Genomic DNA, 19,156 nt, shown 5'->3' on the forward strand with positions numbered 1-19,156 from the left:
CAGGAAGGATAGCGGAATGCGAAAAGTGATTGTGGGTGCTTTTGTCAGTCTCGATGGCGTGATGCAGGCGCCGGGCGGGCCCGAGGAGGACCCTGTTGGCGGGTTCGAATATGGCGGATGGGTTGCCCCGTATTTCGACGAGAAAATGGGCGAGGCGGTGGGCGAGATGTTTGCGAAGCCCTTCGATCTCCTGCTTGGCCGCAAGACCTACGACATTTTTGCGGCCCATTGGCCCTATGCAGGCGCTGACGATCCCATCGGGCCACTCTTCGATCGCATCACCAATTTGTGGCTACCCGTAATGCGGATTTCAAGCTTGAGTGGCAGAACAGCCAGAGTCTGGGTCCGGATGTTGTCGCCGCGGTCAAAAAGCTGAAGGCCAAGGAAGGGCCGGATCTGTTGACGCAGGGATCGAGCGACTTCCTGCAAACACTCTGCGAACATGATCTCGTCGACGAATTGTACGTTTCGATATTTCCACTCATACTTGGCAAGGGCAAGCGACTGTTCGGGTCAGGCGCCACCCCTGTTGCACTGAGACTCGTCAGTTCGAAAACGTCCGGAACCGGGACGACGATCAATAAATACATTCGCGACGGCGAGGTCAGAACCGGCTCCTTCGAGTTTGATCAGCCAACGGAAGCCGAACTTCGACGTCGCAAAAACCTGACCTGAATCAGCGCATCAGGCCACCTGCCCCCGGCATGCCCAGGCAACATTTGCAAAGGAACGCGGGCCATCCGGCCGGCCCGCCTCGTAGGCATCGCGCACTGCGGCATCGGTGCGCGCCCGGCCCGCCTTGTCCAGGGCTGCGACATACTTGCCAAGCGGCCCCTCCCCCGCGGCAATCGGCGCCCAGTAGTCATCGAAGTCGCGGTAGTCCATGCGGATCATGAGCTCGGTCTCGGTCACGTCCACAAGCCCCTGTTCGACGAACGTCTGCTTCAGTTCGCCGGGCTGCATCATCGGCTGAAAGCAATAGCGGCTGCGCAACTGGCGTCCGCTGTCGCTAAGCGCTGCCACGGTATCGATCATCATGCGCATGCCCGGCATGCCGCCGAGGTGATCCCAGACGGTCGCCGCAACGACGCCCCCCGGACGCACCACGCGGCGCATTTCGGCCACCGCCTTTGCGGTTTCGGGTACGAAGTGCAGCACGAGAAGCGCCAGAGCACGGTCGAACGCGGCGTCCTTGAAGGGCAAGGCACAAGCATCCGCCTGCTGGATGTGGATACGAGGATCTTCATTGCGCCGGTTCGCTTCCGCCACAAAGACCTCGGAAAAATCAATCGCCGCTATCTCGCTGAGATTGGCGTTCCGGGCCAGCGCGAATGTCAGGCTGCCGGTTCCACAGCCAACGTCGAGAATCTTTTCCCCATCGGCCAGTCCCGCAAAGTCGATAAATTGAAGCGCAAGCTTCTGGCTCCAGCGGCCCATAAGCTGCTCATAGCCGGCTGCGTCATGCACGTTAAAACTTGATGTCATCGAAACCTCCCCAAGATGCGACCGGCAAATACCGGCCCGGATCAAGCGTTTTGACGCTCCATCCGGACTTCGGCGTCCAGACTCTCCAGGTCCCGATAAATTGTGACCGTGGCGAGCACCAGTCCGTTGCTTTTGTATTGAACTGCGCAGTCCTTCGCCCTTATGTCGCCACTGATGAAAACCTCGTCCCAGCTTTCGGCGTGCCCTACATAGTTGATCGGAATGTCATAATGCTGGCTCCAGAAGAAAGGCACGGCTTCGAACTTTTGCTGCCGTCCCAGCATGTTGAGTGCAGCAACCTGTCCCTGACGCTCCGCTACCACCCAATGTTCAACACGGATGGCTTGACCGGTATGCGGATCGGGCCAGCGCGCAATGTCGCCTGCAGCATAAATCCCCGGGACAGTTGTCTCGAGATAAGTATCGACCACAACTCCGTTGTCGATGGCGAGGCCGGCCTGTTCGGCTAGAGCAAGGCGGGGTCGCACCCCGATGCCGGCGACGATAAGGTCTATCTCATGCAGTTCGCCGCTCTTCAGCCGGACTTTTGAACCCTCGATTGCAATGACCGCATCTTCAAGGTGGAATATAACCCCGTGCTCTTCATGAAGGGCCCGGATGAAGTCGCCCATCTCCGCGCCGAGTACCCGTTCCATCGGCCGTTTGGAAGGGGCGACAACATGGACCTCGATATCGCGTGCCCGGAGCGCCGCAGCAACCTCGAGTCCGATAAAACTGGCGCCTATAACGAGGGCGCGTCGGGCGCTCCCGGTGGCTGCAATGATTGCGCGGCTGTCGTCGAGCGTGCGCAGCATATGGACGTTGGGCTGATCGGCGCCGGGTATTGGTCAAGCGCACTGGTTCGGCCCCCGTGGCCAAGAGCAGCCGATCATACGGCACCTTGTCGCCATCGGCGGTGATTACCTGCCTTGCGGCAACGTCGATCGCAGTAACTTCCGTTTGCAAACGAAGGTCGATACCCGCCTTGCTGTAGTACTTGTCCGATCGCAACGGCAACCAGTCTTCCGGCGCGCTGCCAGCGAGATAATCCTTCGACAGATTCGGTCTATCGACCGGTACGGCAGTGTCGGCGCTCAGCATGACGATGCTGCCCTGATAATTCTGGCGCCGAAGCATTTCTGCCGCCGCAAAACCCGCACCGCCACCACCAGTGATGACAACTCTCGCAGGCAGGTCCTGTCCTGCGGGCTTATCTTGCTTTTCCAGTTTGCTGTGAACAAAGAGCTTGCCGTCTCGTTGCTCGACTTTCCAGCACGACAATGGGCTTAAAGCAGGCGCCCGGACGGCTTCCCCGCTGCGCAGGTCAAAACAGGCATGGTGCCACGGGCAGCGAACGGTACTTCCGTCTACCAGCCCATCGACGAGCGGACCATGATAGTGGCTGCATTGTGCATCAATGGCAAATATTTCATCCCCGGTTCGCACCACGAGAATGTCCTTTTCCCCGACATGCCCGAGAAGCTTTGCTCCATCGAGGGCAATGACGGGAACACCCTGCGTCAGGTCGGGGCCGCTCGGGGACTGGTCTTGAGCCATGGGTGTCTCCTTCTTTAAAGAACATCAACCCCTTTAAGCCAATGCCAATGGAAGCACTTCGACAACTGAGCGCCCGGCTCAGCGACGGTGAAAATGCGCCCTGGCTGCGCGAAATGATGGTGACATTCCGGCGCGCGCTCAACGCCGCACTTCAGTCCAATCGGAAGCCTGCCTTGAGGACGACCTGAAAGCGGGCCACCTCGCCATCCTGAATGTGGCCACGGATCTGATCGACTTCAAACCAGTCGAGTTGCCTCACGCTCTTGGATGCACGCGCGATGGCGTTCTTGATCGCTGAATCGACAGAATCGGTTGAACTGCCAACGAGTTCGATCTTCTTGTAGACATGATCCTCACCCATAGGGTCCTCCTCTTGCGCTTTTCGTGTCGGCTTTCGATACCTTCTTATTTCAAAGTATCGACATTCTGGGCCGACCGGGCGCAAATGTGAAGTTCATTCCGAGTGAAGGCCAATATCCTGTAGCCGGCACGCTATCACCTCGCCGAATGGCATGCTGATAGAGACCGTCGCCCCTGGATCAAGGCGCGCGTCTGGCCGAATACAAGCTCAGATATCCTTTGCGATACGCAAAGCGTCGTAGATCGCGGCGTGGGTATTTCGCGCTGCTACAGCATCACCGATGCGAAACAATTGGAAATTGCCCTGCGGATTGCGCATGACACTCTGCGGTTCGCCAGCGAGAAGCTGGTCGTGCGAGACCTCCCCCAGATTGCTCGAGGCAGGCTTCAATTCAAAATAAAGCTCGTCAAGCGGAATGGTCCCGTGATTTATGACGATCTGATCAACGGTGCGTTGCTTGGCGACACCGCCGTAGTCGCTACCGATATGAGCGATGATCTGGTTGCCACTCTTCTCGGCCCGTTCCAGCCGATACGTCACGGTGAACGTCACGTCGAGCTTCTGAAGCGATCGCATATAAGGCACGAGGTTCATCGCCATGACTTCCGGCGCGAAGGAGCGGTCCGGGGTCATGACTTCTACTCTCGCACCTGCCTTGGCCAGGAACTCAGCGGCCTGGAGACCGGTATGGTCGCCGGCATCGTCAAAGATTAACACGTTCGAGCCGGGCTTTGCGTCGCCAGCGATGATATCCCAGGCGGAAACGACCAGTTCATTGCCGCTGGAAAGAACCTCCGTATGTGGCATGCCACCGGTTGCGATGATCACCACATCCGGTTTTTCGGCCGCTATCGTCTCGGCCTCCGCCCAGGTGTTGAAACGGAAAATCACTCCAAGCTTTTCACACTGGCTCATTCGCCAGTCGATGATACTTATCATTTCGCGGCGGCGCTCGCTTTGCGCGGTCAGCCGGACCTGGCCGCCCGGATCGTCGGCAGCCTCGAGAACGACAACCTCGTGGCCACGCTCGCCGGCCACGCGCGCGGCTTCAAGACCGGCAGGACCCGCTCCGACAATAACGACCTTTTTGCGGACGTCCGCTCGCTTGACGATGTGCGGCATAGTCTCCTCACGCCCCGTCGCGGCGTTGTGGATGCAGAACGCCATTCCACCTTGGTAGATGCGGTCGAGACAATAGTTGGCGCCCACACAAGGGCGAATGTCGTCCTCACGCTTCTCGATGATCTTTCGCACGATATGTGGATCGGTCATATGAGCTCGCGTCATGCCGACCATGTCGACCTTGCCCGCCGCGATCGCGTAACGGGCGGTCGCGACGTCCGGAATCTTCGCCGCGTGAAACACCGGAAAATTCGTGGCGGCGCGTATCTCGCCTGCGAAATCGAGATGCGGCGCGTTTGCCATCCCCTGAATAGGGATCACGTCCGTCAGGCCGGCGTCCGTATCGATATGACCGCGTATGACGTTCAGATAGTCGACAAGGCCACTTTCCTTAAGGCGCCTGGAGATTTCGAGGCCCTCGGCCTTTCCTGTTCCGCCAGGAAGACTCTCATCTGCAGTGTAGCGCACGCCGAGGATAAACTCGTCACCAACCCGTTCGCGCATTGCCTTGAACACGTCGAAACAAAAGCGGAGCCGATTGTCCAGCGAACCCCCATAGGGACCATCCAGCTCATTTGTGAGCGGCGAAGTGAACTGGTCGATGAGATGGCCATAAGCCTCCAGTTCCACCCCGTCCATTCCGCCGGCCTTCATGCGTTCAGCGGCGTCGGCAAAGTCCTTTATGATGCGCTCAATGTCCCAATCCTCCAATTTCTTCGGAAAGGCGCGGTGAGCCGCTTCACGGTGATGCGATGGCGCGACCACCGGCAGCCAATCGCCCTTGTCCCAGCGCGTCCGTCGCCCGAGATGGGTCAGCTGGATCATGATTGCCGCACCCTCTTCGTGCACGGCATCGCTCATGCGCCTGATCCAGGGGACGATTTCATCCTTGTAGGCGAGGAGATTGTTGAACACCGGAGGACTGTCCCGCGACACCGCCGCTGAGCCTGCCGTCATGGTAAGTGCGATACCCCCTTTTGCTCTCTCAACCGTATAGGCGAGATACCGCTCCTTGGGCATGCCGTCTTCCGGATAGGCCGGCTCGTGCGAGGTCACGATGATGCGGTTGCGCAGCGTCAGATGCTTGAGCTGATAAGGCTGAAGAAGAGGATCGTCCGACATGAGCCGTCTCCAAACTGGATGTATCAACGCAGACGCTATGCCCAATGTACATATGTGTCAATATTCGAAACATCATCGTCCATTTTTACGACATAACTGTACATTTTGGTTGTATGACAATTGTCATTTTGCTAGGATTCAGTTCATGGAGCAGTCAGTAAACGACAGCGGTTGGCGAGGATCCCAGGAAGGATGGCTGGACGCAGCCTATGCCTCACTTCTCGAGTCCGGCATCGACTCCGTGAAGATATTGCCACTGGCCAAGAAGCTCGGCCTTTCGCGCACCAGTTTCTACTGGTTCTTCAAGGACCGCGAGGAATTGCTTGCCGCGCTTGTCGCAAAGTGGCGCGAGAAAAATACCGGCAATATGGTCAAGCAGTGCGAGGCCTATGCCGAGTCGCTGGTTGAAGCGATGTTGAACGTCTTCGACTGCTGGATCAATTTCGACCTGTTCGATGCGAAATTCGAGTTCGCTGTCCGCAGTTGGGCATTGCAATCGTCGGAAATCCTGGCGGAGGTGCAATTGGCCGATCAGACGCGCCTCGAGGCCCTGAAGCAAATGTTCGTTCGCTTCGGCCATTCGGAAATAACCGCCGACGTGCGCGCTCGAACGACGTACCTGGTTCAGATCGGATACATCTCGATGCAGTCCGAAGAAGATCTCGGGACCCGCATGAAGCGCATTCCCGAGTACATCGCAATTTATACCGGCCAGGTGCCGCAGCAGAGGGAGCTTGACCGCTTTTTCGCAAGGCATGGCCATAAACCCGCATGACACTCTGGCGAAGCGAGCAGATAATTGGATTGGCAGGATTGGCGCGAACGATTGATCGATCCCAAACATGCGCGCCCCGCCAAGTTGGACTGCATCAGGCTATCGGTGAGGATGGGAGATAATCCCTGACAGTCGCCGGGCGGGCGTTCGCGGCAACCCGCTCAGAATTGCAGTCCGCACACAAAGGGAACGACAATGAAAAAACTACTTGCATCAACATGCCTGGTTTTTGGCCTGCTGGGTGGAGCCTCCTTTGCCAACGCAGCCGAATGCGGCAGTATCACAATCGCAAGCATGAATTGGCAGAGCGCCGAAGTGCTTTCAAATCTCGACAAGATCATCCTCAACGAAGGCTATGGTTGCCAGGCCGATATCACCATCGGTGATACAGTGCCGACAATCACGTCCATGGCGGAAAAAGGACAGCCGGATATCGCCCCTGAAGCATGGGTCGATCTGCTGCCTGAAATTGTCAAGAAGGGAACGGACGAGGGCAAGATAGTGGCCGTCGGTTCGCCGCTTCCAGATGGCGGCAATCAGGGTTGGTGGATTCCGAAATACCTTGCCGAAGCCCACCCGGACATCAAGACCATACCGGACATGCTGAAGCATCCGGAACTGTTCCCCGATCCCGAGGACGCTTCAAAGGGGGCAATCTTCAACGGACCGTCCGGTTGGGGCGGCACGCTCGTCACAACGCAGCTCTATAAGGCCTTTGACGCCGAGAAAGCGGGCTTCAGGCTCGTTGATACTGGCTCGGCAGCTGGTCTCGATGGCGCCATCGCCAAGGCCTATGAGCGCAAGCAGGGTTGGGTAGGTTACTACTGGGCGCCGACCGCTTTGCTCGGCAAATACCCGATGGTGAAGCTCGAGCCAGGCGCTCCGGCGGACCCGGCGGAGTGGAAGCGCTGCAACACGGTCGCAGATTGCCCGGACCCCAAGCCGAATGCATGGCCGATTGACAAAATTGTTACTCTGCTGGCCAAGCCCTTCTCGGAAAAGGTTGATCCGGCAGTATTGGATTATCTCAAGAAGCGCTCCTGGAGCAACGAGACGGTCAACAAGCTCATGGCCTGGATGACCGACAATCAGGCGACTGGCGAAGATGGCGCCAAGCACTTCCTGAAGGAAAACAAGGACATGTGGACCAAATGGGTCTCGCCGGAGGCCGCCAAGAAAATTGAAGCTTCCCTCTAACATCTACAGAAGTGCGGTGCGCCAAGGCTCACCGCACTTTGTTTGCTGCCGACGCAGATGACTATTAAGCTGCTTTGTCCGTACACAGGGCCCAGAATGCAAAGAGAGGTTTGTCGAGGGACCGCATGGCGTGCTTGATGTTCGGCACATTGTAGAACGAGCCGCCAATTCCGGGCGAAAACCACTCACCCTCGCCCTGCCTGAACTCACCCTCCGAAAGTACGAGATAAACCTCCTCGGGCGAATGGTCATGGTCCGGGTAGCGCACATTCGGCGCCAACAAGGTAGCGCCGAGCCAGATATCGGTGCGTTGTTCGAGCCCGCCAGGACCAAGAATCATCGCATTTGCATGGCCATCGACAAAATTGTCGCTCGCACTCTTGTTGCTGGAACGGCGACGCCATTCGACAGACGGCTCGATCTGCCTGAACCGATCGACAAGTCGGGCCAGGGACGCGTGCCCGGCATCGACGCCAAGTGCGCTGTCCAGATTGGAGCAAGCGGGCAACCTGCTTCCGGCGCGCGACGCCGGCGTCCCGGGTGTATCAAGTGCTGAGAATAACTTCTGGATCGATTGGCGCGACTCCGGCCCTTGCGCAAACTCATTGAAAGCTGTGAACGCGGCATCGACGAACGACTGGAGAGCTTCGTTGCGGCCCTTCATTGCATTACCCCTCTTCAAGCACAGCAAGCCGCAGCTACCGGTCCACGACAAGGTCGGTCAGCGGCTTTGAACAGCATGGCAAGAACATGCCGGCATCAATTTCGCGCTGCCGGATCCCGCCGCCATGTTGCATGTCGACCTTGCCGCTGACCAGCTTGGACTTGCACGTTCCACAAATTCCGCTTGCGCAGGAAGAAGGGAGGCGGACGCCGGATTTCTTTGCCGCGGACAATATCGATTGGCTTGCAGAAACCTCGATTGCCTTTGCCTGCCGCGCAAATGTCACCTTGAATTTCGGGACGATAGCCTCGCCAACGCTTTCCGCAGCGACTGCAACGTCATCGGACAAGGGATCGAAGCTCTCCTCGAGGTACCGCGTTGGATCGGCGCCAAGTTCACCCAATATTCCGCGGACGGTCGCCATGAATGGCGCGGGTCCGCAGCACATGGTGAAGCGCTCCGCAAGATCCGGCACGGCGGAACCGAGATATTCTTTCGAGAGTCTGCCAACGGCACCTACAAATCCGGGCTTGCTACCCATCCTCTCCGGCAGAAGGATCAATCGAAAATTCCGCATCGTCCGGGCGCGGAATTCGAGCTCGTCGTGGAAGATGAAATCCTGGGGCGTTCTTCCCGCGTGCAGAAAAACGATGTCGGGAAACACATGCGCGTCGTCGTAGGCCCGCACAATTGACATCAATGGCGTGATGCCGGAGCCGCCTGACAGGAACAGATACTTGCCTTCCGATTCAGTCGGCACCCTAAAGTTGCCCACCGGACCTTGCGCCTGAATTTCCATTCCCGGAGCAAGATTGTCGTGCAGCCAATTCGAGACGAGGCCGCCTTCGACGCGCTTCACGGTGATTGAAATTGATCTGGGCCGCAACGGCGAGGACGATATGCTGTAGCAACGACGTTCAACGATCCCGTCGGTTTCAACTTCGAAGCTGAAATACTGCCCGGCGCTGAAATTGAAGTACCGCCTCTCGCTGCACACAAAGGTGAACGTCTTCACATCATGGGTTTCATCGCGGATATCAGCGCAGGTCATCCTTTGGTTGAGCGCTGGATCCCAGTAAAGGCCGTCCTGGCTGCACGATAGTGGAGACAGCATATTCAGTATCCGTTCTCACGCATCTGATCGACATACCATGTCGCAAAGTTATCGAGCTGCTGTTCGGTGAACCTGGAGTAAGGGCCAGGTTCGTAGGCCGGATCGAGAACACCGGAATGCGCCCGGGCGACGAGTTCCGCATCCTGTTCAGTTGTCGCGACCCACACGCTGGTCAGCTTCTCGATATCGTAATCCACGCCTTCGACGGCATCCTTGTGAACGATCCACTTTGTTCTGACGATCGTGGTATCAGGGCTCAACGGAATTATTATCGAGATCACCGCATGGTCGCCCATGAAATGATGCCAGCAATTGTGGCCCCATAGATGCGTATCCCCTAGATCCTTCCGTGTCATGGACCCTAGAAGTATATTTGAAGCCGCAGTTGCATCAGGCGTCTGGGATTCTCCGGCGCCGGCAATGATCAGGCGCTGCGTTCGGAAGTTCGTGGTGCAATTCACAACACCTTCAACGACCGCCGATTTGTGCCCCTCTTCCTCCCAGATACGGGTGCGCTCCTCATAAAGCGCCTGATGTACTTCAGCTTCGACCCGGTCCTCCTCGCTCAAACTTGCCGGGTCAAATCCGAAATCGAGGTCGATGAAGGAGACGCAAAGCTCAGGATGATTGGCCGAGCAATGGTAGCACTCGCGATTGTTTTCGATCGTCAATTTCCAGTTGCCGCGTTCGATGACCTCTGACTGGTATGCCACCTTGGCATTGCCGATGTCGTAGGGCGCCAGTCTTTCTTCCATTGTGTCGGCAAGGCGCTGCACATCGGCGGGCGGGTTGTCGGATAGACAAACATAAATCAGCCCGCCGATTGATTTGAAGTGTACGGGCTTGAGGTTGTGACATGAGCGGTCAAAATCTGAACCCATGTGCGGGGCATGAATGAGTTCACCCGTTAGTTCGTAAGTCCACTGGTGATAGGGACAGACGAGTTTTGAAATCACATTCGATCCCGCGTCGAGAAGGCGGGAGCCTCTGTGCCTGCAGACATTGTGCACGACCTGTATCTTGTTGTCGTCATCGCGCAAAAGAATGACGCTGGACTGTCCGACATCGATGACTTGAGCGTCGCCCGGTTCAGGCACGTCGCACTCGAGCCCGACACAGATCCAATGGCGACGGAAAAAGACGTCCATGTCGGCTTCAAAAATATCCTGACGGGCATAGAACTCGGCGGGCAGCGAATATCCCGCGCGACGGCTGTCCAGCAGCGTCGAAATTTCAGTGCGCGTCTGAAGCATGGTCGATCTCTCCTGGTTTTGAAAATAATCCTCTTGATCAACACAACCTTCAACGGCAGAAATATTCATAATTCGCTTGAGAAAATATCATGCAGATCCGACACTGGCTGACGATTGGCGTGTCGTTTCAACAGGTGCCCTTTGGCTGGCTTTCGAAAGAACGTTCCTTCTTTGAATGCACTGGTCGCCCTTGAGGCGGCGGCGCGGCATAAAAGCATTACGCTCGCAGCGGCTGAACTCGGCGTGACGCAGTCTGCGGTCAGCAGGCAAATAAGCTCGCTCGAAGCGGATCTTGGAACCAAGCTGTTCGTGCGCAAGCACAGATCCATAGAGCCGACATCGAATTGCATCATGCTGGCTTCGTCGCTCGCCAATAGCTTTTCGGCGATCAGCGAAAGCGTCGACCTTATAAGATCAAGCAATCGCACCGAGACGGTCACGATCGGCGCCACACTTGCTTTCTCCACCCTCTGGCTTCTGCCCCGGCTGAGTGAATTTCGACAGCGGTTTCCCTCGGTGCAGATGCGCGTGGTTTCGCAGGATGCCCGTATTCAACTTGAATCCGGCGAAGTCGATGTGGCTATCCGCTTTGGAATTCCGCCATTCGAAGATGCGGAAGTGATTGCTTCGAGGCCCGATACGATTTTTCCTGTCTGCTCGCCTGAATATGCAATGCGCCTCGAAAATCCCGCGCACTTCTACGATTCGAACGCCGACCTCATTGCAAACGATGTCTCCGAAAGAACCTGGTATTCGTGGGGCGACTGGTTCTCACGCGCTGGTATCAAGGCGCATGTTCCAAAACCGAGCCTGCGATTCAATCATTACGCGGACGCTTTGCAGGCCGCGCGGGCTGGACAGGGAATCATGCTTGGATGGAACGTCCTCGTGAATGGTTTTCTGCAAGACGGATCGCTCGTTCGCCTGGGCGATCTCGTTGTCACACCCGAAGGACGGTACAATGTGCTCGTCCCGAAACGAGCCAAGCGAATGCCAATTCGCGAGATCGCGGCTGAATGGATTGCAAGCAATCTGTGAGTACGGATTTCAGTTCTCAATAGGCACCTGCGTATAGGTGCCATGCAGGTTGCGGATCGATTTTCTCAAACTCCTCTGGCTAGAGATTTCTTCGGGTGGCGTTCGCAAATTTTACCGTTGCGTTACTTACGTTTTCCTTCGATGGGAGTATCGTTCAAGCCAGTCGCAACGGGCAAGCAAGGGCGTTCGCCATGGTTCGGACACTGTTAGCCGTGTTAGCCATTGTACTCTCCGGAGGATCGGCTCCGGCGAAAGACTTCTCCGCTGACGACCTGAATGCCCGGGTAATCGAGCGCCGCGCCTTCGAGGCGGTCGTCTGGGGCATGCCCGCAGTCAACTACGATCTCATGTACCAGCAGACGCTGAAGCTGGGCGGCAAGCCAAACCAGATCGTCTATTGGTCCCGTCTGTTCGACTGGCAAAACCAGACGCTGACGCCAAATCCCGACGTTATCTACCTCATGGCTTTTTTCAACACCAAGGACGGCCCCGTGGTGATAGAGATTCCGCCAGCAGATACCGGCGTCATCAATGGCAGCATCATGGACCCATGGCAGGCTGCACTCGAGGATGTGGGACCAGCTGGCGTCGACAAGGGTGCGGGAGGAAAGTATCTCATCTTGCCACCGGGCTACACGGCCTCCGTTCCGGAAGGCTATATTCCGCTCTCATCAGGCAATTACCAAGGCTATGCCCTGCTGCGGTCCATCCCCAAATCCGGCAACAGGCCAGACGTCGATGCTGCAGTTGCCTATGGCAAGCGCATCAAGCTCTATCCTTTCAGCCAGGCGTCCAACCCGCCGGATACAGTTTTTGTCGACGCCCTTGGCAAGGTCTATGATTCTACCATTCCATACGATCTGCGCTTCTTCCAGGCGCTCGACCGCTTCGTGCAGAGCGAGCCATGGCTCGTCCGCGACAAGGCCATGATCGACCAGCTGAAATCGCTCGGCATCGAAAAGGGCAAGGCCTTCCAGCCGAACCAGGCCACACAGGACATCTTGGCAGCAGCGGCCGTTGAAGCACATGCATGGCTGGACTTGCAGTACGAAACCACCTTCCCTCCTTACTATGAGGAACGCCAGTGGGTTTTTCCGATTTCACCCGATGCGGTCCAAGGTCTGCAGACCCAGTATGCAGACCCGGACAGCTATGCAGTTGATGGCCGCGGCGTCACTTATACGATGGCATTTTTCAGCACCAAGCATGCGGGGGTTGGACAGTTCTATCTGATGACGATCAAGGACAAGGAGGGCGCGCCGCTTGACGGCTCCAGCACCTATCGTTTCACCATCCCTGCGCATCCTCCGGTAAAGCAATATTGGTCCGCCACGGCCTACGACCGCGCCACTCACGCGCTCATTCGCGACCAGAAAATACTTAGCCGATCCTCACTAAGCCCCGGGTTGGCAGCGAACCCGGATGGCTCGGTAGACGTGTTTTTCGGCCCCACTGCTCCGCAAGGGAAGGACAGGAACTGGGTGCCGACTGACCCGACCGGAAAGTTCGAGGTCCTCTTCCGTTTCTATGGCCCGGAGAAACCTGTGTTCGACAAGACATGGAGACTCAATGATCTTGAAAAGATGAAGTGAGGGAGGCAGCCGGCGACTTTTTATCAGTCCACGCGAACTGCGGCGGGCAGCGAAGGAGGAAAGTATGGGCACGGGAGCAACGTCGCACAGTGATCGGAACGTAACGCGAGGGTCCTGCCATTGCGGCGCTGTCCGATGGGAGTTTCGCGGCGAGATCCTCGATGCGACCATATGCAACTGCACTGCATGCCGCCGCTACGGCGTATTGTGGGCCTATGACTATGATGGCGAGGCGATCCATATCGAAGACCCAACCGGCGCCCTCACCGCCTATGTTGGTGCGACGCGCTCACTGACATTCAATTTCTGCAGGCATTGCGGCAATCTCGTCAGCTGGCGCGGCCTTCAAGCCAACGACAAAGGCCAGACCAGAATCGCGATCAACCTGCGCCTTGCCGAGCCGGATGAGGTTGCCCGGATCCCGCTCCAGCGCTTTGATGGGCTCCATAGTTTCGAGGATCTGGAACGCGACGGGCGCACGGTCGCGGAGGTGTGGTTCTGAACATCCGTCACCGCCGAAGCCGAATTCAGGTCAGGAACATCGCAACGAACAGCAGGGCAACGATGGCAATCGCGCCGACGCGCAATTTCCAGTTGGCTGTGCGTGCCCGTTTCGGGGGTTCCTGGTCGGCGGGTGGCCGATCATCGACCTCGGCCTGGTAGGCCAGGAAGGCGACCACCGCAATCGCCAGGATCAAGGTAAGGTCATGCATTTCTTAAACTCTCCGAAATCAATCTCGCGACCGAGGAGAACCCTGAGGCAGCACCGGAGACCAGCATTTGCCAGTCTCCGGCACGATCACAATTATGGCGCCTTTACCCCATCGAGCGCGAGGTTGAGGGCCAGCACATTCACCACCGGTTCCCCCATAAAGCCGAGTTCGCGACCCTCGACTTGCCGGTCCACCAGCTGGCGCAGGCTGGCCTCGTCCATTCCTCGTGCCTTGGCGACACGCGGCACCTGGAAATAGGCGGCTTCCGGCGAGATGTGAGGGTCGAGCCCGCTGCCGGAGGTCGTCACCAGATCCATCGGTACTGCCGCATCAGGATTGGTTTCCTTGAGCGCTGCAGCATCGGCCTTGATCCGCTCGATCAGCTTCGGATTGGTCGGGCCGAGGTTGGAGCCGCTGGAAGCGGCAGCGTTATAGCCGTCGCCGGCCGCCGACGGCCTGCCGTGGAAGTATTGCTCGCTGGTAAAGGCCTGACCGATCAATTCGGAGCCGACGACAGTGCCACCCTTTTCGATCAGGCTTCCATTGGCCTGACGCGGGAAGATCGCCTGGGCGAGACCTGTCATGCCGAGCGGGTAGATGAGGCCGGTGATGACGGTCAGCGCCACGATCATGACCAGCGCGGGTTTGAGTTGTTTCAACATTGGAATGATCCTTATGCGAGGCCGAGGCTGGTTATGATCACGTCGATGGCCTTGATGCCAACGAAGGGAACGATCACGCCGCCAAGGCCGTAGAGGAGAAGATTGCGCCGCAAGAGCGAGGCGGCGCCGACCGCCCGGTATTTGACGCCCTTCAGCGACAGCGGGATGAGCGCGACGATGATCAGCGCATTGAAGATGATCGCCGAAAGGATCGCGCTCTGCGGCGTCTGCAGGCCCATGATATTGAGCGCGCCGAGTTGCGGATAGAAGGCAAGGAACATCGCCGGGATGATGGCGAAGTACTTGGCTATGTCGTTGGCGATCGAAAACGTCGTCAGCGCGCCGCGGGTCATCAGCAACTGCTTGCCGATGCCGACGATCTCGATGAGCTTGGTCGGATCGCTGTCGAGATCGACCATGTTGCCAGCCTCGCGGGCTGCGACTGTACCAGTGTTCATCGCCAAGCCGACATCCGCCTGCGCCAGAGCCGGAGCATCGTTGGTGCCGTCGCCGCACATGGCAACGAGCTTGCCCTTCGCCTGTTCATCACGGATGAGGGTCAGCTTGTTCTCCGGGGTTGCCTGCGCGAGGAAGTCATCGACGCCGGCTTCAGCAGCGATGGCAGCAGCGGTCAACGGGTTGTCGCCGGTGATCATCACTGTACGGATGCCCATGCGCCGCAATTCGGCAAAACGCTCGCGGATGCCGCCCTTGACGATATCCTTGAGGTGAACGATGCCGAGCAGCCTGCCGTCGCGCGCGACGGCAAGCGGGGTCCCGCCGGCCTTGGCGATACGGTCGGCGATAGACTGCAGGTCGCGCACGACGTCGGCGCCAAGTCGCGGCACGATCGTCGCCACATTGCCGCCGACAGCTGCAACTGCAGCTACGGTCGACTGGTCGACATAGGCGAGCACGGCATCAACTGCACCCTTGCGGATCGAGGAGCCGTCAATATCGACGCCGCTCATGCGGCTTTGCGCCGTGAACGGCACGAAATCGGCGTGCAAGGTCTGCATGTCGCGGGCACGGATACCGTATTTCTCCTTGGCTAGGATGACGATCGAGCGACCTTCCGGCGTCTCGTCTGCAAGCGATGCGAGTTGCGCGGCGTCGGCAAGTTCTTCTTCGGACACGCCCTTGACCGGGAGCAGTTCGGTTGCCTGCCGGTTGCCGAAGGTAATGGTGCCGGTCTTGTCCAGAAGCAGCGTATCGACGTCGCCTGCCGCCTCGACAGCACGCCCCGACATAGCGAGGACGTTGAAGCGGACAAGGCGGTCCATGCCGGCGATACCGATGGCAGAAAGCAGTGCGCCGATCGTCGTTGGTATGAGCGTCACGAACAGCGCGACAAGCACCACCACCGGAATGGCGCCGCCGGCATAGGAGGCAAAGCTCGGTATGGTCGCCGTTGCGAGGACGAAGATCAGCGTCATGCCAGCAAGAAGGATATTGAGCGCGATCTCGTTCGGGGTCTTCTGGCGTTCGGCGCCTTCCACAAGCGCAATCATCCGGTCGAGAAAGGTCGAGCCGGCTGCAGCGGTAATGCGCACCCTGAGCCAGTCTGACAGCACCTGCGTCCCGCCGGTGACGGCGGAACGGTCGCCGCCGGATTCGCGGATGACCGGGGCCGACTCGCCGGTGATCGCCGATTCGTTCACCGAGGCGACCCCCTCGATGACTTCGCCGTCGGAAGGTATGATATCGCCGGCCTCGACGAGGACGAGATCGCCGACTTTAAGGCTCGTGCCGGGCACCAATTTGAACTTGGTGTCCTTTTCGCTCGAAAGCAGCTTGGCTTGGGTTTCGGTCCGGGCCTTGCGGAGCGAATCCGCCTGCGCCTTGCCGCGCCCTTCCGCGACGGCCTCGGCAAAATTGGCAAAGAGCACCGTGAACCAGAGCCAGAGGATGATCTGGAAGGTGAAGCCGAGGCTTTCGCTGCCAGATGCAAGATCTTTAAGAAAGAGAACCGTGGTCAAAGCCGAGACGACGGCAACAACGAACATCACCGGGTTGCGGGCAAGGCTGCGCGGGTCGAGCTTCTTGAAGGCGCCGCCGATAGCCGGCAGCAGGATGGAGGAGTCGATGAGACTCGGAGATTTGGACTGGCTCATGAGAGACTCCAGCTGTGAAGATGAATGAGGGCATATGCAGCGAGCCAGATCAGCATCGTCATCAGCGTCATGCCGAGAATGATGTCCGAGGCGCGCACGCGCTTGGCAGCACCCCGCGCCAGTTTCTTGGCGCGGGTCTGCGGGTTGAATTGCAAGTAACCGTGACGCATGGCGGGCTCCATCAGAACGTCTGGCCAAGGCCGAGGGCGAGATGTTCGACGATCGGGCCAACGGCGAGTGCCGGGAAGAAGGTAAGACCACCGACGATCAGGATGACGCCGACCAGGAGCCCAACAAAAAGCGGGCTGTGCGTCGGGAACGTTCCGGCGGATTCAGGAACCGTCTTCTTCGTCACGAGCGAACCTGCGATCGCCAATGCGGGAATGATGACAAAGAAGCGGCCAACCCACATGCCGATGCCAAGCGTGACGTTGTACCAGGGCGTATTGCCGGTGAGACCGCCGAAAGCCGAGCCGTTGTTGGCGGCCGCCGAGGTATAGGCATAGAGGATCTCGGAAAACCCGTGTGGACCGGCATTTGCGACCGAGGCGACGGCCGAAGGCAGGACGCTGGCGGCGGCGGTGAAACCGAGCATGGCGAGCGGCAGGCACAGAACGGCGAGCATCGCCATCTTGACTTCCTTGGCCTCGATCTTCTTGCCGAGATATTCGGGCGTCCGTCCAACCATCAGGCCGGCAATGAAGACGGCGATGATGACGTAGAGCAGGATGCCGTAGAGCCCGGCGCCGACGCCCCCGATGACAACTTCGCCAAGCATCATGTTGATGAGCGGCACCATGCCGCTGATCGCCATGAAGCTGTCGTGCATCGCATTGACCGCGCCGCAGGAAGCGGCCGTCGTGACCACTGCAAAGAGCGCCGAGAGGGCGATGCCGAACCGCGCTTCCTTGCCTTCCATGTTGCCGCCGTCGATGCCGAGCGCGTGAACCAGCGGGTTGCCAGCGGCTTCGCCCCAATAGCAAATGACGACGCCGGCGAGGAAGAGAACGCCCATGGCAGCGAAGATCGCCCAGCCCTGCCGTTCATTGCCGACCATACGGCCGAACACATTGGTGAGCGCCGCGCCGATGGCAAAGATGGTCACCATCTGGATGAGGTTCGAGATCGCGTCCGGGTTTTCGAACGGGTGCGCGGAATTGACGTTGAAGAAGCCGCCGCCATTGGTGCCGAGCATCTTGATGGCAAGCTGCGTCGCAACCGGTCCGACCGCAATCGTCTGCTTCGCGCCTTCGAGCGTCGTCGCGTCGACATAGCTCCCAAGGGTCTGAGGCACGCCGAGATAGACGTAAACCAGCGTCAGCACCACGCAGATCGGCAGGAGCACGTAGAGCGTGCTGCGTGTCATGTCGACCCAGAAATTGCCGACGGTCTTGCCGGACGCTCGGGCAAAACCGCGGATAAGCGCGATGGCGATAGCGATGCCGGTGGCCGCCGAAACGAAGTTCTGCACGGTAAAGCCGGCCATCTGCACGAGATAGGACATCGTGCTTTCGCCGCCATAGTTCTGCCAATTGGTATTTGTGACGAAGCTGACGGCGGTGTTGAAAGCGAGCCCCGGCTCCGTCGCGCCCATGCCTGCGGGGTTGAGCGGCAACACGCCCTGCAGGCGCTGCAAGGCATAAAGCAGGGCGAAGCCTGCAATATTGAAGAGCAGAAGCGCGACCGCATAGGTCAGCCAGTGCTGCTCCTCGCGCTCATTCGTGCCGGCGAGGCGGTAAAGGCTTCGCTCGATGGGCACCACGACAGGCGAAAGCAGTGTTCGATCGCCGCCAAAAACGCGCGTCATGTAACCGCCGAGCGGTTTGACGAGCACAATGATGATCCCGCAAAAGACGAGAATCTGTATCCATCCGTTGATAGTCATGAATTCAGCTTTCCAAGCCTCAGAAGCGCTCTGGGCGAACGAGGGCGTAGGTGAGATAGGCGAGCAGGAAGAGGGTCACCGCGCCGCCGAGAATATAGTCGAGGGTCATCTCGCGCTCCTCAAGTCAAAGACTGTCGCAGGCTTTGGTATAAGCCAGCGAGAGGACGATCAGCACCACGCCGACCCCGAGGAAGATCAAATCCATCGCAGATACTCCTTGCTATCCATGGACCCGATCAAAGCGGTCAACCCATGGATAAGGTTATAAAATCTCAATCAGCGACGGCCCCGGCAACTATTGCCGGAGCTCTCCTGACGGCGCGGAGTATGACTCTTTACGAAATAGGAATTCGAGACGGCGTCAGCCGCAAACGCATAAGGATTCTATAAGGAACGCCGGGGACAAAGTGGGGGCCAGCACGGGGCGACCAGTACAGTTCCAGAACTTGCGGTAATGCCGATGGGGGATCAAACTCCGCATTGAAGGGCAGGAATGCGCTTC

At 58.3% G+C, this 19,156-nt stretch carries 17 protein-coding genes and 2 pseudogenes; 6 read left to right on the forward strand and 13 right to left on the reverse strand.

Annotated features, from left to right (window positions below; all coding sequences use genetic code 11):
• Positions 1-16: 16 nt before the first annotated feature.
• Positions 17-675, forward strand: a pseudogene (locus AC1DNI_RS13815) (dihydrofolate reductase family protein).
• A 9-nt stretch (positions 676-684) separates the two neighbouring features.
• Here the strand turns inward: AC1DNI_RS13815 and AC1DNI_RS13820 are convergent.
• From AC1DNI_RS13820 to AC1DNI_RS13835, 4 genes and pseudogenes are all read right to left on the reverse strand, one after another.
• Entirely contained in the window at positions 685-1,485 is an 801-nt protein-coding gene (locus AC1DNI_RS13820; protein ID WP_477692252.1) for a class I SAM-dependent methyltransferase, read from the reverse strand.
• 41 nt (positions 1,486-1,526) lie between these two features.
• Positions 1,527-3,042, reverse strand: a pseudogene (locus AC1DNI_RS13825) (FAD-dependent oxidoreductase).
• Positions 3,043-3,193: 151 nt separating this feature from the next.
• Positions 3,194-3,403 carry a dodecin gene (locus AC1DNI_RS13830; protein WP_153669687.1) on the reverse strand — a complete coding sequence of 70 codons (210 nt, stop codon included), beginning with the start codon at positions 3,401-3,403 and terminating at the stop codon, positions 3,194-3,196.
• A 207-nt stretch (positions 3,404-3,610) separates the two neighbouring features.
• Positions 3,611-5,647, reverse strand: a complete 2,037-nt coding sequence (locus tag AC1DNI_RS13835) for an oxidoreductase (RefSeq protein ID WP_477692253.1) — start codon at positions 5,645-5,647, stop codon at positions 3,611-3,613.
• A gap of 145 nt (positions 5,648-5,792) precedes the next feature.
• On the opposite strand from AC1DNI_RS13835, the gene AC1DNI_RS13840 reads away from it, so the two are divergent.
• Together AC1DNI_RS13840 and AC1DNI_RS13845 are read left to right on the forward strand one after the other, a co-directional pair.
• Positions 5,793-6,422 (forward strand): TetR/AcrR family transcriptional regulator, encoded by a 630-nt coding sequence (locus tag AC1DNI_RS13840; RefSeq protein WP_477692254.1) that lies wholly within the window; start codon positions 5,793-5,795, stop codon positions 6,420-6,422.
• Between the two features lie 195 nt (positions 6,423-6,617).
• Positions 6,618-7,619, forward strand: coding sequence for an ABC transporter substrate-binding protein (locus tag AC1DNI_RS13845; protein ID WP_027232056.1), 1,002 nt, complete (start codon positions 6,618-6,620; stop codon positions 7,617-7,619).
• A gap of 64 nt (positions 7,620-7,683) precedes the next feature.
• Here AC1DNI_RS13845 and AC1DNI_RS13850 read toward each other — a convergent pair whose 3' ends face one another.
• Genes AC1DNI_RS13850 through AC1DNI_RS13860 form a run of 3 tightly spaced genes read right to left on the reverse strand, consistent with a single transcriptional unit; the run spans position 7,684 to position 10,650 of the window.
• The gene (locus AC1DNI_RS13850) at positions 7,684-8,283 is read right to left on the reverse strand and encodes a dimethylsulfoniopropionate lyase (protein WP_477692255.1); all 600 of its coding nucleotides are present in this window, start codon (positions 8,281-8,283) and stop codon (positions 7,684-7,686) included.
• Positions 8,284-8,317: 34 nt separating this feature from the next.
• Entirely contained in the window at positions 8,318-9,397 is a 1,080-nt protein-coding gene (locus tag AC1DNI_RS13855; protein WP_477692256.1) for an FAD-binding oxidoreductase, read from the reverse strand.
• A gap of 2 nt (positions 9,398-9,399) precedes the next feature.
• Positions 9,400-10,650 (reverse strand): aromatic ring-hydroxylating dioxygenase subunit alpha, encoded by a 1,251-nt coding sequence (locus AC1DNI_RS13860; protein WP_477692257.1) that lies wholly within the window; start codon positions 10,648-10,650, stop codon positions 9,400-9,402.
• Positions 10,651-10,791: 141 nt separating this feature from the next.
• Here AC1DNI_RS13860 and AC1DNI_RS13865 point away from each other — a divergent pair, with 141 nt between their 5' ends.
• The 3 genes from AC1DNI_RS13865 to AC1DNI_RS13875 all read left to right on the forward strand — a co-directional run bounded on the left by AC1DNI_RS13865 (position 10,792) and on the right by AC1DNI_RS13875 (position 13,782).
• Entirely contained in the window at positions 10,792-11,688 is an 897-nt protein-coding gene (locus AC1DNI_RS13865; RefSeq protein ID WP_477692258.1) for a LysR substrate-binding domain-containing protein, read from the forward strand.
• Positions 11,689-11,900: 212 nt separating this feature from the next.
• Entirely contained in the window at positions 11,901-13,280 is a 1,380-nt protein-coding gene (locus AC1DNI_RS13870) for a DUF1214 domain-containing protein (protein WP_477692259.1), read from the forward strand.
• A gap of 64 nt (positions 13,281-13,344) precedes the next feature.
• Complete coding sequence (locus tag AC1DNI_RS13875) at positions 13,345-13,782, forward strand: GFA family protein (RefSeq protein ID WP_477692260.1); 438 nt, start codon at positions 13,345-13,347, stop codon at positions 13,780-13,782.
• A gap of 25 nt (positions 13,783-13,807) precedes the next feature.
• Here the strand turns inward: AC1DNI_RS13875 and AC1DNI_RS13880 are convergent, their stop codons facing one another.
• The 6 genes from AC1DNI_RS13880 to AC1DNI_RS13905 form a co-directional block, all read right to left on the reverse strand.
• Positions 13,808-13,993, reverse strand: a complete 186-nt coding sequence (locus tag AC1DNI_RS13880; protein WP_027232061.1) for a hypothetical protein — start codon at positions 13,991-13,993, stop codon at positions 13,808-13,810.
• Between the two features lie 92 nt (positions 13,994-14,085).
• A complete protein-coding gene (gene kdpC / locus AC1DNI_RS13885) occupies positions 14,086-14,655 on the reverse strand; it encodes a potassium-transporting ATPase subunit KdpC (protein ID WP_091923153.1) in 570 nt (189 codons plus the stop codon).
• A gap of 11 nt (positions 14,656-14,666) precedes the next feature.
• Positions 14,667-16,769 (reverse strand): potassium-transporting ATPase subunit KdpB, encoded by a 2,103-nt coding sequence (gene kdpB / locus AC1DNI_RS13890; protein ID WP_477692261.1) that lies wholly within the window; start codon positions 16,767-16,769, stop codon positions 14,667-14,669.
• A complete protein-coding gene (locus AC1DNI_RS13895; RefSeq protein WP_153669709.1) occupies positions 16,766-16,939 on the reverse strand; it encodes a hypothetical protein in 174 nt (57 codons plus the stop codon). The genes kdpB and AC1DNI_RS13895 overlap by 4 nt, the downstream gene beginning before the upstream one ends.
• Before the next feature lie 11 nt (positions 16,940-16,950).
• Positions 16,951-18,654, reverse strand: coding sequence for a potassium-transporting ATPase subunit KdpA (gene kdpA, locus AC1DNI_RS13900; protein ID WP_477692262.1), 1,704 nt, complete (start codon positions 18,652-18,654; stop codon positions 16,951-16,953).
• Between the two features lie 19 nt (positions 18,655-18,673).
• Complete coding sequence (locus tag AC1DNI_RS13905) at positions 18,674-18,763, reverse strand: K(+)-transporting ATPase subunit F (RefSeq protein ID WP_081815899.1); 90 nt, start codon at positions 18,761-18,763, stop codon at positions 18,674-18,676.
• Positions 18,764-19,156: the final 393 nt, after the last annotated feature.

The sequence above is a fragment of the Phyllobacterium sp. 01N428 genome (assembly GCF_056399405.1).